The following is a 13,834-nucleotide window of genomic DNA, read 5'->3' as shown; positions in this document are numbered from 1 at the left end:
AAATGATTCACCTTCGTGTAAATGATTCACAAAATTAAATTTATCATATTCAAAGCAATTAGCCAACACTTGCTTCGTTACGTTTTTATTAAGTTCATTACTTTTCCTACGAAAGTTGGCTAAACCACAAGAAAAAGACTTCTCCAAGGATACTTCTTGGAAAAGTCTTTGTGGTCTCAGTTTTATTCTAGAAAATCTTTTAATTGTTTTGAGCGGGAAGGATGGCGTAATTTACGTAACGCTTTTGCTTCGATCTGACGAATCCGTTCTCTCGTTACACCAAAAACTTTTCCGACTTCTTCTAAAGTACGTGTCCGACCATCATCGATACCAAAACGCAATCGCAAAACATTTTCTTCACGATCGGTCAACGTATCTAGTACGTCTTCCAGTTGTTCTTTCAACAATTCGTAGGCTGCATGTTCGGCGGGACTTGTCGCATCTTGATCTTCGATAAAATCGCCTAGATGGGAATCATCCTCTTCACCGATCGGTGTTTCCAATGAAACTGGCTCTTGTGCGATTTTCAAGATTTCACGTACTTTTTCAGTTGGCAGATCCATTTCTGCTCCGATTTCTTCCGGTGTCGGTTCGCGACCTAGATCTTGCAGTAATTGCCGTTGGATTCGAATCAATTTATTGATTGTTTCCACCATATGGACTGGAATCCGAATCGTCCGTGCTTGGTCGGCAATAGCACGAGTGATTGCTTGACGAATCCACCAAGTGGCATAAGTCGAGAACTTGAATCCTTTGCGGTAATCGAATTTTTCAACAGCTTTCATCAAGCCCATGTTTCCTTCTTGGATCAAGTCCAAAAACTGCATCCCCCGACCAACGTAACGTTTCGCAATACTTACAACGAGACGTAAGTTGGCTTCAGCTAACCGTTGTTTCGCTTCTTGGTCGCCTTCTTCGATTTTTAAAGCAAGGGCTACTTCTTCTTCGGCAGTCAATAAGGGTACGCGTCCGATTTCTTTCAGATACATCCGTACCGGATCATTGATCTTGACACCCGTAGGAGCGGAAAGATCTTCTTGTGGTTGCGTTGCTTGCTGCTTTTCATTGCTCTTCAAACTATGAACGGAAGGCTCCCCATTCTCATCTACTACACTGATCCCTGAGTCTTCCAGTTTTTGGATCAGCTTGTCCATTGCGTCTGCATCTAAAGAATAAGGGGTCGCTAAATGATTGGTTAGTTCGTCATAAACGACTTGTCCTTTTGGTTTGTTTTCTTTGATAAATTCGGCAACAGCTTTGTCATATGTTTTCTTTGTTTCTTCTGCCATGAAAGAAAGCCCCTTTCAGTTCGCTATTTAGCTTGTTTCAACCGTTTGGTCAAATCAATGATCGCAATTGCTAATTCCAACTCTAATTGCTGGTTTCCTTTTTGTCGTGCTTCTTGCTGCTGGATTCGTTTTTGATTGATTTCTTCAGCAATGCCCGACTTACGAAATACCTGCAGAAGGTCTTGGAATTCTTGTTCCGTCCCCTCTTCAGAAGCCTTGATATCAGCGATCTCGATCACTTGTTGTTTCATTTGTTCATCTTTCAAAAAATCCAAGAATTTTGCTAGGATAAATTGCTCTTCGGTTTCCATATACGCATCGTATAAAAAATAGATTTGTTGGTATTTATCATGAATAAACGCAACACCGGTACTTTTAAAACGAGGATTCAGCGTATTGTCATGGAACAGACGATATAACAGTAATTCCTCCGCCTTTTCTACCTGAGTTTTCCGTTGCTGTCGTGGTGGCGGTGGTGCTACACTCACTGCTTCACGAACTGGCGGTGAAGGCGTTGGGGTCGGCTGCGTCTGTTTTAACTGACGCAATTGCGTCTGTAGTGTTTCTCGACTAATATGAAATTCAGTTGAAAGTTGTGTCAAGTATCGGTCCTGTTCTAGCAAAGAATCTACATGCTGTAATTCTTGCAAGACCTCTTGGACATAATCGATCTGTTCTTTTTCATTGGCCAAATTGCGATTGGCACGATGAAAGTCCATTTTGAATGCAAACACCGTTTCTCTGCCATGCATGGCCAGTTTGAAAAAGGCCTCTGTACCATACTTTCGCACATAATCATCCGGGTCCAGACGTTCAGGGACTCGAACGACGGAGAGATTCACGCGGCTATGTTCTTGTAAAAGATCAATCCCGCGATTCGTTGCATTGATTCCTGCCTGGTCACCATCATAGCAAAGGATGACTTCTGTAGCGACACGTTCAATATTGGCAATCTGCTGGTTCGTCAAACTAGTTCCCATTGAAGCGATCCCGTTCTCAATTCCTGATTGCCACGCTGCGATTACATCCATAAAGCCTTCAAATAGAAAGACTTGGCCTTCTTTTCGGATTGATCGCCGGGCTTTATCAAAGTTGAAAAGTACTTCACGCTTATTGAAAAGCATTGTTTCCGGACTGTTCAAATACTTGGGCTGGTCTTTGCTATCATCCTGTTCCGTTTGAAACCAGCGTCCAGAAAAACCGATGGTCTTTCCTTGAGGGTTCCGAATCGGAAACATGATTCTTTGATAAAAACGGTCAGCAAGTTGCCCATCGTTCCTTTGTACAAAGAGACCTGTATCCGCAAAAAATGCCGCATTTGCTTTTTCATTCAAAAAAACTTTTTCCAAAAAGGCACGCTCGTTAGGCGCAAAACCAATCTGAAATTCGTCAATCAGTGCCATCGTCAATCCGCGTTCCAGCAAATAATCCAATGCGTCTTGCCCGGCAGCCGTATTGACTAACATGTGATGATAGACTTCAGCAGCTTTTTCATGCAACGCGATCAATTGATTTTGCTGAGAAGAGGTTGCATCAATTGCTTCGGTTTGCTTGTATTGCTCATCTAAAGGGATATCACTGATTTCTGCAACTTTCAAAACAGATTCTGGAAAACTTAATCCTTCTAACTCTTGCAAAAAACCAAAGACATTGCCTCCGCGGCCACAGCCAAAACAATGGTAGATCTGCTTGTCTTCTGCCACAGAAAAAGAAGGTGACTTTTCGTTGTGGAAGGGACATAATCCAAAATAGTTTTTCCCAGATTTCTTCAACTGGACGTACTGACCAACGATATCAACGATATTGCTTCGTTCTCGAATATCATCAATGACCGTTTGAGGTATTCGTGCCATCCACTCACCTCCATTCGGTAAGTATTCCCGTATTCATTAGGTAAAAAATCGCACCAATCAGAATCAGTGCGACGAATAATTAGACAGAATCACTCATATTGATTCTATCATATTTTATTGTTTTTTCAAGTCTTTTACCTGCTTGATTTCAGAGACTTTCAAGAAAACAAAATACTACCCATTTTTATCTTCCATTGATTGAATTTTACCACATCTGCATAAAATAAATTGCCACCATTGTGATACAAATAACCGCCATTATAAGTGATCGACTGCCACCCCCAGTAACGATAGGTTTGCTCATTATCATTTCCTAACAAAGGAGAAAGCACTTCTTTTGAATAGGACTCTGCCAGTTCTAGCGTATTTTCGCCACCATTCTTGGCTACATAATCAATATAGTCTGTCCCAAAATTATAGGCTTGAACGGCGGTCCACAGATCACAGTCCATGTCAGCAGATTTTTTGATCAGTTTAGCCAGATAAGCCACTCCCTGCTCGATACTGTCTTGGGCATTTTCAAATTGATTTTGTTTTCCGTAAGCACTCTCTGAGCTTTGCATCGGGTCGTTTCCTTCCCCTTTTGATTCAGTCAACATAATACTCATCGCTAATTCCTGATAGTCGCTGATGCCATATTTTTCTGTTTGCTCAGCGATTGTTTCTTCATAAGAATACACTTTCTTTAGAGCTGTATAATTTTTATAGCCTAAAAACAGCCCGCCGATAAGCAACAGGACTCCAGCTATTTTTGCTATAAAAATAAAAAATCGTCGCAGTTTTCTCATGGAAAAACATCCTATCTTTTTAGTGTCAGCTTCTATCCTACTATGAAACTTATTTGCTGACTAGGTTTGTTTTCCATCATCTAAAATCCTTAATAAAATCACAAAGAAATTTAGAAAAAGAAACAGTGACTGTCCTAAAAGGCTCTAGTCACTGCTTCATTTTTGTTGAAACACTGATTTATTTTTCGATTTCAGTAACGATACCGGAACCAACTGTGCGGCCACCTTCACGAATAGAGAACGTCGTTCCATTTTCAACGGCGATTGGATGAATCAATTCCACATCGATGGTCACGTTGTCACCTGGCATCACCATTTCTGTTCCTTCAGGCAATGTAATGTTCCCTGTCACATCCGTTGTACGGAAATAAAATTGTGGACGATAGTTGTTGAAGAATGGTGTATGACGACCACCTTCTTCTTTCGTCAATACATAAACTTCTGCTTGGAATTTTGTATGTGGTGTGATCGAACCTGGTTTAGCCAACACTTGTCCGCGTTCGATTTCGTCACGAGTGATCCCTCTTAGCAAGACACCTACATTGTCGCCGGCTTCCCCAAAGTCCATCGTCTTGCGGAACATTTCGACGCCTGTCACTACAGCTTTTTGGGTTTCAGGTTTGATACCGACGATTTCTACTTCATCGCCTACCCGAACTGTTCCCCGATCGATCCGTCCGGAAGCAACTGTTCCTCGTCCAGTAATCGAAAAGACATCTTCAACTGGTAAGAGTAATGGTTTGTCTGTATCCCGCTCTGGTGTTGGGATATAGCTATCTACTGTATCCATTAATTCCATGATGGCAGCTTCTGCATCAGGGTCTCCTTCCAACGCTTTTAATGCCGAACCTTTGATAACAGGAATGTCATCACCTGGAAAATTATATTCAGATAGTAGTTCTCTTACTTCCATTTCCACTAAATCGATCAATTCTTCGTCATCGACTAAATCGATTTTGTTCAAGAAAACAATCAGATGTTTCACACCAACTTGTCTCGAAAGCAAGATATGTTCCCGAGTTTGAGGCATTGGACCATCTGTTGCGGATACAACTAAAATCGCACCATCCATTTGGGCAGCACCGGTAATCATATTTTTAACATAATCCGCGTGTCCTGGAGCATCAATGTGAGCATAATGACGTTTTTCTGTTTCATATTCAACGTGAGCGGTATTGATCGTGATACCACGTTCCCGTTCTTCAGGAGCCGCATCAATACTTGCGTAATCTTGCGGATTAGCGAGTCCTTTTTTACCAAGAACTGTCGTAATGGCAGCAGTCAGTGTCGTTTTCCCATGATCCACGTGTCCAATTGTACCAATGTTTACATGTGGTTTACTACGATCATAATGTTGTTTTGCCATAATAATTTCCCTCCTAAATGAGATGTAGCGCCGTTGGATCGGCTCTACTATCAATTATAGACTTTTCCTTACAAAAGTAAAAAATTCTTTCTTACTTATTTTTTGTAAGTTTAAATCTATCTCTATTATAGGTCAAATTTAGTCAAAGTCAAGAATATTGTCTCCTTCATTGTTTGCCGTTTTTATTCAAAATTTCTAAGATTTGCTTTGATTTTGATAAAATAGTTGGACGGGTCTGCTTTTTTATAGAATAATAGATATGAGGTGAACAGGAATGAAAAAAATCATTGCGAGTTTGATCGTCTTTGGCGTTTTCTTAGGCGGCTGTTTCTTTGCCTACCGTTATTACTATGGCGGCACTGCTTACTACACCGAAATCACTACCAGCGGTACCCACTCAACATCAATTGCCAGTGATGGTGTGGCTCAAGATATTTATAAATATGAACAAGCGGCTTATAATGAATCAGGTGAAGAGAAGATCGTTAAAATGAATGAACACCGCTCCAAGCCCCTACGAGAAGGAGCTTATCTGAAACTGTTAGTCAATCCCCGCAAAGGTGTCCTCAGTTGGGAAGAAGTCTCACAAGAAGATGTACCCAAACCCGCTTTGGATCAACTCAACAATAAATAAAAATAGCTGCCAGAGACTCCTTGAGAAGAGCCTGGCAGCTATTTTTATATGCGATTGATGACTTCTTCCACATTTTTGATGGTTACAGAAATCGTGCCATCGGGATTGTTGATGAATTCGATCAAATTCGGATCTCGATAGACATCCAATGGAACGATCAACTCGATACCATTGGAAAGTTTTAGCTTTTGTTTGCCATATTTTTTTTCTGAAATTTCTCTGACCTCTCGCAGCATAGGGGCTTGATCGATATACCCTTTTTCTGCTACTTCTTCTTGAAAGGCCATCTGAGCCGTAATATTATCTTTGAATACTTTTTGGGCAATCGAATCTACATGCAGCTGACCATTTTCTTCTATTGTATCGTAAACAGCCTCTTTGACATCGGCGATGACATCATAAGAAGGGGTCTCAAACTTTTGACCAATTTTTTCAGCTACCTTTTTGATGACTTTGACATTTTCTTCTAGAGAAGGCAGCGGTTCAGAATCAATCACTTTCGTGGAGAAATAGAAATATTTTTCTCCGGAGAAGGTATATTTTTTCTCTACTAATTCGTAAGTCAGCTGCTCGACATCGATCGTTATTCCTTCATCTGCTTTTTGGGTTTTGCCAGCTAAAAGTGCTCGATGCAAAATCAGATTATTGGCGATACCTGTTTCAGTACTGTCGATAAAGTGCGTGTAGCCATCTGTATAGTTAACCTTCAAAAATGCTAATTGCAGTTTGGTATCTAATTCATACAAAACAATGAAAGCATCCGCACTTGGTGCATCTTCACTTTGATGGTAAACTTCATACCAGCGTCGCAGGATTGCTTCACTGCTTTCTACAAATGCTTCCGGCGCTTGTTTGACGAATCTAGCCATCTCAGAGTCCTCCAGCAAGCGGCCGGTCTTTGTCTGAGGTGTCGCTAATTTTTGAATTTTTTTCGTTAAATAATCTCGGATGTATTCCGTTGTCAGATCCAATTCCACTTGCGAGTATACGGGATCACCCGTTTGTCGATCCACAATGTGCATGATCGCACGCTTTAAATAGATATCCATATTCTCTCTCCTTATCCATTTCTCAAGTGTACAAAAAAACTGGTTCAAAACACAAGTTTTTTTACATCTTTTTTGTGCATTATTTTGATCAGAAGTATCTTCCATTGGAAAAAAATCCCTTCTCTGCTAAACTAAAAACAAAGAAATGGAGGAATGAAAATGAACAGTTATACTTTATCGAACAATGTATCGATTCCTGAACTTGGCTTTGGCACTTGGCAAACACCAAATGGTGACGTTGCTGTTTCTGCTGTCAAAAAAGCATTGGAAGTTGGTTACCGTCATATCGATACCGCGCAAGGTTACAAAAATGAAGACAGTGTTGGACAAGCAATTAAAGAAAGTGACATTCCTAGAGAAGAAATCTTTTTGACAACAAAATTATGGAATGAAAATCACTCTTACGACTTGGTCCTTTCTTCCTTTGAAGAATCGTTGAAGAAATTACAAACCGACTATATCGATCTTTTCTTGATTCATTGGCCAAATCCAGTGAAATTCCGTGACAATTGGCAGTCAGCAAATGCAGAGACATGGCGCGCGATGGAAGAGCTTTATCAAGCTGGTAAGATCAAAGCCATCGGCGTCAGCAATTTCTTGCCTCATCATTTCGAAGAACTGAAAAAAACAGCCACTATTTTCCCAATGGTCAACCAGATTTTCTTAGCGCCTGGTGAATTACAAAAAGAAGTAGTGTCTTATTGCCAAGAGCACAATGTCTTATTGGAAGCTTACAGTCCTTTAGGCACAGGAAAGATCTTTGACGTTCCTGAAATGCAGGAACTCTCTGACAAGTACGGCAAAACGATTGCTCAAATCGCGATTCGCTGGTCTTTACAACATGGTTTCTTGCCGCTGCCTAAATCTGTTACACCAAGTCGTATCGAGGAAAACTTAGCAGTCTTTGATTTTGAGCTTTCTGATGAAGATATGCAGCGAATCGACCAACTAGATGGAGTCGTTGGGAAAGCAACTAATCCGGATACAACAGGATTCTAATGAGGGAAAACCCGATGGATTCTACACGTTTGGATCAACTGCCCACTGCCGTCAAGCGAGCCTTGCATCCTGATTTTGTATTTCTGATTTTTCCCGACTACGTTCAACATTTTCCCGCACGTCAATGGGATCAGTCAGACTATCAGCAAATGCTTGCTGAAAAAGCGAAGATGCCGCTAAGCTTTTTTCTATGGGAAAATTGCTTGGTCGCCTACGGTAAAAATGATTCGTTTATTTTGATGCCTAAATATCAGCAAATCGACGCTTTGAGCACTATGCGATGAACCTGGTATATCTTTAGAAGTAAGTTGTTGCCCTCAGAAACAGTCAAAGTCATCCCCTACTCATTGGGTATGATCTTGGCTGTTTCTTTTATTTCATTTAAGGAAAAGCCATTTTTTCTGATAATCAAAAGAAATTCCTCATTTTTTCATGAAAACCCCTGTTCATTTTCGTCATTATTCCTTATAATCGAGATTGATTGAGAGGAGAAGAATATGAAAAAGAAACAATTAGCCAAGTTAAAACAACAATTTCGGCCATCTTATGAAATGGCACGTCAACAATTATTTTCAGCGATCCAACACAAGACAGCTGCAAATTTTGGACTAGAGACCACCGTTTATATCAACCCTAAAAACCGTGAGGAAATGTTGATTGAACTGCAAACGGCAACGACCAAAGAACAAAAAATCGCAGTTCCTTTAGACGAGAATTTCAAAATCGTTGTGAAACGAATCCAAAAACAAGAAAAAGGTCTATTAGATCGTTTTAGTGATAATCTAGTTGAAGAAATCGCCGCTTATTGGTTACCAGCAACATCAGCTGTCAATCAACCAGAAGCCTCTGCTACCGAACCAGTCTCAGAATCTCAGACGGAAGCAGCGGAAACAACGGATGGTTTTGCCGCTTTTGAAGAAAAAATGACTGCATTTCCTAAATTCTCTGTTGAAAGAAATGCCGAGAATGTGCAGATTTTTGAAGATACAGCGAAAGAAAAACGCCTATTGGCAACTATATCAGCGACTGAAGTTGGCGAATTCACTGTTGAACCTGCCTTAGCTCGTAAGTACAAACTGAAGCTGGATGTGATTCCATTGATCGAAGAGTATGCGAATACCCCACTAACTGAACGTTAAGCTAAAGAGACGATGATAGAAAAAAAACGAACAGCTCAACTGTTGGGGTTTGGCTGTTTCATTTGTTGGAATCCTTCTATCATCGTCTCTTTCTTTTAAAGACGTCTTTGCCCATTACCAAAAAGCCATCTGCTAAAGGGTATTGATCAAATTCCCTAGGACTAAACAACTCTACTCTGTATCAAGGAGGACCATGATGAACGATTCTAAATATCTCCTAAAACATACAGTTCCTGAAGTAGCTGAATACCTAACTCTACGAAAAGCCTGCGGTCTTTCTCTTCGTGGAACAGCTGCGAGTAAGATTGGTTTAAGCAATAGTCTTTTTGCAGTGACTGTTCGAAGAACCAGCGATCAAACCTTAGTCGGCATGGGCCGATTGATTGGTGACGGAGGTACTGCCTATCAAATCCTAGACATCGCTGTCCTTCCTGAAGATCAAGGCAATGGATTGGCAAAATCAATCATGAGCGCCATAATGAACCATATACATAATGAAGTAGATCCCCAAGCTTACGTGAACCTGATTGCTGATTGTCCAGCTGAAAATCTTTATCAGCAGTTTGGTTTTGTGGAGACAGCCCCCAAAAGTATTGGGATGTACTTAAAAAGATGAGCTTTAGCAGCTTCTAGAAACACTCATCAATTTGTCTATGACAAAAAAACTTGTTTCAACAGTAGCATTTGCTACCGTTGAAACAAGTTTTTTATTGTTCCCGAATTTCTCCTAAAAACCGTAACGCTTGTTGTTGATTCATTGGAGGATTTTGCCGTAGTTTTTCAGCTACTTGCTCGATTTCCGCTTTCTCCGCTCCAACAGCGATCGCTAGTGAACGAGCTTGCATACTCATATGTCCCTTCTGAATCCCTTCTGAGACAAGCGCCCGCAAAGCTGCCAAATTTTGGACAAGTCCCACACTTGCAGCTAGCGCAGCTAACTCTTGAGAAGAGTGAACATCACTGATTTCCAATGCTGCTTGTGCTTTTGGTAGGACCTTTGTGGCACCACCAACAGTAGCGATAGCTAACGGCAACGTGATTTCCCCTACTAATCGATCTGATTCGATGGTCCAATTAGTCAGTCCTTGATAGCTGCCAGTACGTGCTGCATAGCCGTGGCAGGCAGCAGAAACTGCCCGGGTATCATTTCCAGTGGCCAGCATCACTGCCTCCACCCCATTCATGATGCCTTTATTATGAGTGACGGCTCGATAAGGATCCGTTTTGGCAAACAAAGAAGCTTGAACAATTTTTTGTGCAACCGTGGCGCCACCTCTTTTGCTCAAAGCGGAAAACGGTACTTCACAAACAGCCGTGACTAATGACTCAGTAGCAAGATTGCTTAAAATACTAAATAAGATTTCTTCATTAGGAAACCATTCTCTGAAAAGTGCGGCAACGCCTTCTAAGATCGCATTGATGATATTGGCTCCCATCGCATCCTTGACATCCACGAAAAGATCCACCGATAAAAACGTCGACTGATCAGCAGATTCCTGCTGAGAATCTACTGGAAAGTGCCGCAGAGCGATGCGCCGCAATCCTCCTTCTCGTTTGACGATCGAAGGATAGCTTTGTTCTGCCCGTTCAAAAATCACAGCTTGGTTTTCCGCAATCCGTTGCTCGATCTCATTTGGATTCTTTGCAGAAAAAACAATCTGTCCCCGCAACAATCGTTCTTTGCTTTGCGTATGGATCTCACCAGCCATTTTGGCTCCATTACTCATTGCTGCAATCACAGAAGGTTCTTCTGTAGCCATTGGCACGACATATGCTTTGCCGTCCACCTTCAGATTCATGCCTACACCCATTGGCAGCTCGATCTCACTGATTTGGTTCTCAATCAAATGGTTCGCCGTGTCTTCCGCTAACATCATTTGTGACAGTTGTTGTTTTGTTTCACTAGAAATTTTTTGTTGATTCTCAAGCTCTTGTAACCGCTCAGCGGGGGACAACTCATAAAATTTCTTATCCGTCGGCTTTGCTTTTTCAATTGTTGGCCGCTCCAACAGCATAGCCAGCCCTAGCCCGCCACCAACACATAAAGAAGCAATCCCATAACGGGCTTGGATCTCTTGCATTTGGTAGACCAAAGAAGTTGCTAAGCGGGCTCCTGTAGCACCAATCGCATGTCCAAGAGAAATTCCGCCACCATAGCGATTGACTTTTGCTGGATCCAATCCCAATTCAGACTCCACCACGATCGAAGATGCAGCAAATGCTTCGTTGATCTCAAACACACCGATGTCTTCTAATGAAACTTTTTGATTTTGAAGAAGTGTTTGAATTGCCTTGATAGGCGAGATCCCCATGATTTCAGGATCGATCCCTACTTCAACGATCTCTTTGATCGTCGCTAAATACGGAATATCATTTGTTTCACAGTAGGTTTTTGATGCTAACAACACCAATGCTGCACCATCATTGATCGTAGAAGCATTTCCTGCAGTTACGGTACCGTCAGTTTTAAAAACTGGTTTTAAAGAAGCCAGTTTTTCCATTGTGGTCTGACTGCGGATCCCTTCATCTGCGGTGATCGTTTCTGTTTCGCCAGCCAGCGGAACGATCTCTTTCGCAAATTTATTCTCTGCTTGCGCTTTAGCAGCTTTCATTTGTGACTGATAGGCAAACTGGTCCTGAGCCTCTCGTGAGATGTCATAGCGTTGCGCCACATTTTCAGCTGTCAAGCCCATTGGCTTACTACTAAAAGCATCTGTTAAGCCATCTAATGTCATACTTGAGACTGGGACACTGTAAGTATCTTCTGCTTTATTGTAATGACTGAGGGACGGAGCATTCGTCATGCTTTCGATCCCCCCGGCTAAAACAACTTGCGCTTTGCCCAACTGGATTTGCTCCATTCCCATTAAAATGGCTTTCAATCCAGACCCACAAACTTCATTGATCGTTGATGCCGGGATGTCCACTGAGAGACCACTTTGTAGGGCCACTTGTCGGGCAGGGTTTTGGCCATTGCCTGCTTGTAGGACATTGCCGATGATCACTTGCGCGATTTCTTCCTTGATCTTTTGATTTCGTTCAAACATATCTTTCGCTACAGCAGTACCTAAGGCAACTGCTGAAAATTTCTTTAATGACCCATGGTATTTACCGATGGGAGTTCTTCGTGCATCGATAATAACAACTTCTTCCACCATGCCACCTCCAACAGAAATATATCATTATTTCCACAAAAAAAGAATACCCCACGAGTTTGCATTCTGTTCCAATCAGCCATTCTTAAATAAAGTTTAAATTCTAATAGAATTTTTTTCATTTTTAAACAAAAATATGATACCGTATAAACGATAGTTATAACATAAGTTAAACCCAAAGGAGCGTCATAATGAACGTTGGTATTGATAAAATAAATTTTTTTGTTCCGCCTTACTATATAGACATGGTTGATCTCGCTCACGCTCGTGAGGTAGATCCTAATAAATTTACCATTGGTATCGGTCAAGACCAAATGGCAGTCAGCAAAAAAACACACGATATCGTTACATTTGCGGCTAGTGCAGCAAAAGAAATCTTAGAACCTGAAGATTTGCAGGCAATCGACATGGTGATTGTCGGTACAGAATCTGGAATCGATGAGTCGAAAGCTTCTGCTGTAGTCTTACACAGATTGCTTGGCGTCCAACCTTTCGCCCGCTCTTTCGAAATCAAAGAGGCTTGTTACGGAGCAACCGCAGGGATTCAATTTGCGAAAACCCATATTCAAGCCAATCCAGAAAGCAAGGTTCTAGTCATTGCGTCCGATATTGCTCGTTATGGTTTACGTTCCGGTGGTGAACCGACACAAGGAGCAGGTGCTGTTGCCATGTTGCTTACAGCTAACCCACGAATTCTAACTTTTGAAAATGACAATTTGATGTTGACTCAAGATATTTATGATTTTTGGCGTCCTCTCGGCCACGCTTATCCAATGGTCGATGGGCATCTATCTAACCAAGTTTACATCGATTCTTTCAAAAAAGTGTGGCAAGCTCATTGTGAACGCAATCAAGCCAGCATCAGCGATTATGCTGCAATCAGCTTCCATATTCCTTATACAAAAATGGGGAAAAAAGCATTGTTAGCAGTCTTTGCCGATGAAGTAGAAACGGAGCAGGAACGAGTGATGGCTCGCTATGAAGAATCCATCGTCTATAGTCGCAGAATCGGCAATCTCTATACCGGCTCTCTGTATTTGGGACTGATTTCGTTATTAGAAAATTCGTCTCATTTAAGCGCAGGAGATCGCATTGGTCTTTTTAGTTATGGTTCTGGGGCTGTTTCTGAATTTTTCAGTGGTCGTTTGGTAGCTGGTTATGAAAATCAATTAAACAAAGAAGCCCACACTCAGCTATTGGATCAGCGACAAAAATTAAGCATTGAGGAATATGAAGCCATCTTTACTGATTCATTGGAAATCGATCAAGATGCCGCTTTTTCTGATGATCTTCCTTATAGTATTCGAGAAATTAAAAATACGATCCGTTATTATAAAGAAAGCTAAACCTATTTAATCAAAGCAGCTTAGTTAATCTGGCTGCTTTTTTATTTTATTTTACTATTTGCTTACATCCCTTTATCTGTTATAAAAAAAATTTTCAGAATATTGCGTTTTTCAATTGACAGATGACAGAACTTTCGTCTATACTGAAAACAATTCAAGTTTGGAGGAAGAATCATGAAATTATTGCTATCCCCACAACTGAATATTGCTTACTTT

Annotated in this window: 12 protein-coding genes; 6 read left to right on the top strand and 6 right to left on the bottom strand. The window is 41.2% G+C overall.

Annotated features, from left to right (window positions below; all coding sequences use genetic code 11):
* Positions 1-182: 182 nt before the first annotated feature.
* The 4 genes from rpoD to tuf form a co-directional block, all read right to left on the bottom strand.
* On the bottom strand, positions 183-1,289 hold the full coding sequence (gene rpoD, locus HED61_RS07785) for an RNA polymerase sigma factor RpoD (protein ID WP_003126797.1): 1,107 nt from the start codon (positions 1,287-1,289) through the stop codon (positions 183-185).
* Between the two features lie 23 nt (positions 1,290-1,312).
* Entirely contained in the window at positions 1,313-3,142 is a 1,830-nt protein-coding gene (gene dnaG, locus HED61_RS07780; RefSeq protein ID WP_219645296.1) for a DNA primase, read from the bottom strand.
* Between the two features lie 158 nt (positions 3,143-3,300).
* Positions 3,301-3,930: a lysozyme family protein gene (locus tag HED61_RS07775; protein ID WP_103299860.1), complete on the bottom strand. Its 630-nt coding sequence runs from the start codon at positions 3,928-3,930 to the stop codon at positions 3,301-3,303.
* 178 nt (positions 3,931-4,108) lie between these two features.
* The gene (gene tuf / locus HED61_RS07770; protein ID WP_003126794.1) at positions 4,109-5,296 is read right to left on the bottom strand and encodes an elongation factor Tu; all 1,188 of its coding nucleotides are present in this window, start codon (positions 5,294-5,296) and stop codon (positions 4,109-4,111) included.
* Between the two features lie 274 nt (positions 5,297-5,570).
* Between tuf and HED61_RS07765 the strand changes: the two genes are divergently transcribed.
* On the top strand, positions 5,571-5,930 hold the full coding sequence (locus HED61_RS07765; RefSeq protein WP_003126793.1) for a YxeA family protein: 360 nt from the start codon (positions 5,571-5,573) through the stop codon (positions 5,928-5,930).
* Between the two features lie 44 nt (positions 5,931-5,974).
* Here the strand turns inward: HED61_RS07765 and HED61_RS07760 are convergent, their stop codons facing one another.
* Positions 5,975-6,979: a nucleoid-associated protein gene (locus HED61_RS07760; RefSeq protein WP_219645297.1), complete on the bottom strand. Its 1,005-nt coding sequence runs from the start codon at positions 6,977-6,979 to the stop codon at positions 5,975-5,977.
* A gap of 153 nt (positions 6,980-7,132) precedes the next feature.
* Here HED61_RS07760 and HED61_RS07755 point away from each other — a divergent pair, with 153 nt between their 5' ends.
* The 4 genes from HED61_RS07755 to HED61_RS07740 all read left to right on the top strand — a co-directional run bounded on the left by HED61_RS07755 (position 7,133) and on the right by HED61_RS07740 (position 9,733).
* On the top strand, positions 7,133-7,978 hold the full coding sequence (locus tag HED61_RS07755; protein WP_373368160.1) for an aldo/keto reductase: 846 nt from the start codon (positions 7,133-7,135) through the stop codon (positions 7,976-7,978).
* A 14-nt stretch (positions 7,979-7,992) separates the two neighbouring features.
* Positions 7,993-8,262 carry a hypothetical protein gene (locus HED61_RS07750; RefSeq protein WP_005472161.1) on the top strand — a complete coding sequence of 90 codons (270 nt, stop codon included), beginning with the start codon at positions 7,993-7,995 and terminating at the stop codon, positions 8,260-8,262.
* Positions 8,263-8,475: 213 nt separating this feature from the next.
* On the top strand, positions 8,476-9,117 hold the full coding sequence (locus HED61_RS07745) for a hypothetical protein (RefSeq protein ID WP_003126789.1): 642 nt from the start codon (positions 8,476-8,478) through the stop codon (positions 9,115-9,117).
* Positions 9,118-9,310: 193 nt separating this feature from the next.
* Complete coding sequence (locus HED61_RS07740; RefSeq protein ID WP_372339116.1) at positions 9,311-9,733, top strand: GNAT family N-acetyltransferase; 423 nt, start codon at positions 9,311-9,313, stop codon at positions 9,731-9,733.
* 91 nt (positions 9,734-9,824) lie between these two features.
* Here the strand turns inward: HED61_RS07740 and HED61_RS07735 are convergent, their stop codons facing one another.
* Positions 9,825-12,272, bottom strand: a complete 2,448-nt coding sequence (locus tag HED61_RS07735; RefSeq protein ID WP_219645298.1) for a hydroxymethylglutaryl-CoA reductase, degradative — start codon at positions 12,270-12,272, stop codon at positions 9,825-9,827.
* A gap of 191 nt (positions 12,273-12,463) precedes the next feature.
* Between HED61_RS07735 and HED61_RS07730 the strand changes: the two genes are divergently transcribed.
* Entirely contained in the window at positions 12,464-13,618 is a 1,155-nt protein-coding gene (locus HED61_RS07730; protein WP_103299852.1) for a hydroxymethylglutaryl-CoA synthase, read from the top strand.
* Positions 13,619-13,834: the final 216 nt, after the last annotated feature.

The sequence above is a fragment of the Enterococcus gallinarum genome, assembly GCF_021496385.1.
GTDB lineage: Bacteria > Bacillota > Bacilli > Lactobacillales > Enterococcaceae > Enterococcus_D > Enterococcus_D gallinarum.
This window is presented reverse-complemented; position numbering and strand designations above follow the sequence as displayed.

Excerpts from the sequence above, each read along its gene's own strand:
- HED61_RS07765 (WP_003126793.1), top strand. The coding sequence starts at position 5,571 with ATGAAAAAAATCATTGCGAGTTTGATCGTCTTTGGCGTTTTCTTAGGC.
- tuf (WP_003126794.1), bottom strand. The coding sequence starts at position 5,296 with ATGGCAAAACAACATTATGATCGTAGTAAACCACATGTAAACATTGGT.
- HED61_RS07775 (WP_103299860.1), bottom strand. The coding sequence starts at position 3,930 with ATGAGAAAACTGCGACGATTTTTTATTTTTATAGCAAAAATAGCTGGA.
- HED61_RS07760 (WP_219645297.1), bottom strand. The coding sequence starts at position 6,979 with ATGGATATCTATTTAAAGCGTGCGATCATGCACATTGTGGATCGACAA.
- HED61_RS07750 (WP_005472161.1), top strand. The coding sequence starts at position 7,993 with ATGGATTCTACACGTTTGGATCAACTGCCCACTGCCGTCAAGCGAGCC.
- dnaG (WP_219645296.1), bottom strand. The coding sequence starts at position 3,142 with ATGGCACGAATACCTCAAACGGTCATTGATGATATTCGAGAACGAAGC.
- HED61_RS07745 (WP_003126789.1), top strand. The coding sequence starts at position 8,476 with ATGAAAAAGAAACAATTAGCCAAGTTAAAACAACAATTTCGGCCATCT.
- rpoD (WP_003126797.1), bottom strand. The coding sequence starts at position 1,289 with ATGGCAGAAGAAACAAAGAAAACATATGACAAAGCTGTTGCCGAATTT.
- HED61_RS07740 (WP_372339116.1), top strand. The coding sequence starts at position 9,311 with ATGATGAACGATTCTAAATATCTCCTAAAACATACAGTTCCTGAAGTA.
- HED61_RS07755 (WP_373368160.1), top strand. The coding sequence starts at position 7,133 with ATGAAAATGAACAGTTATACTTTATCGAACAATGTATCGATTCCTGAA.
- HED61_RS07730 (WP_103299852.1), top strand. The coding sequence starts at position 12,464 with ATGAACGTTGGTATTGATAAAATAAATTTTTTTGTTCCGCCTTACTAT.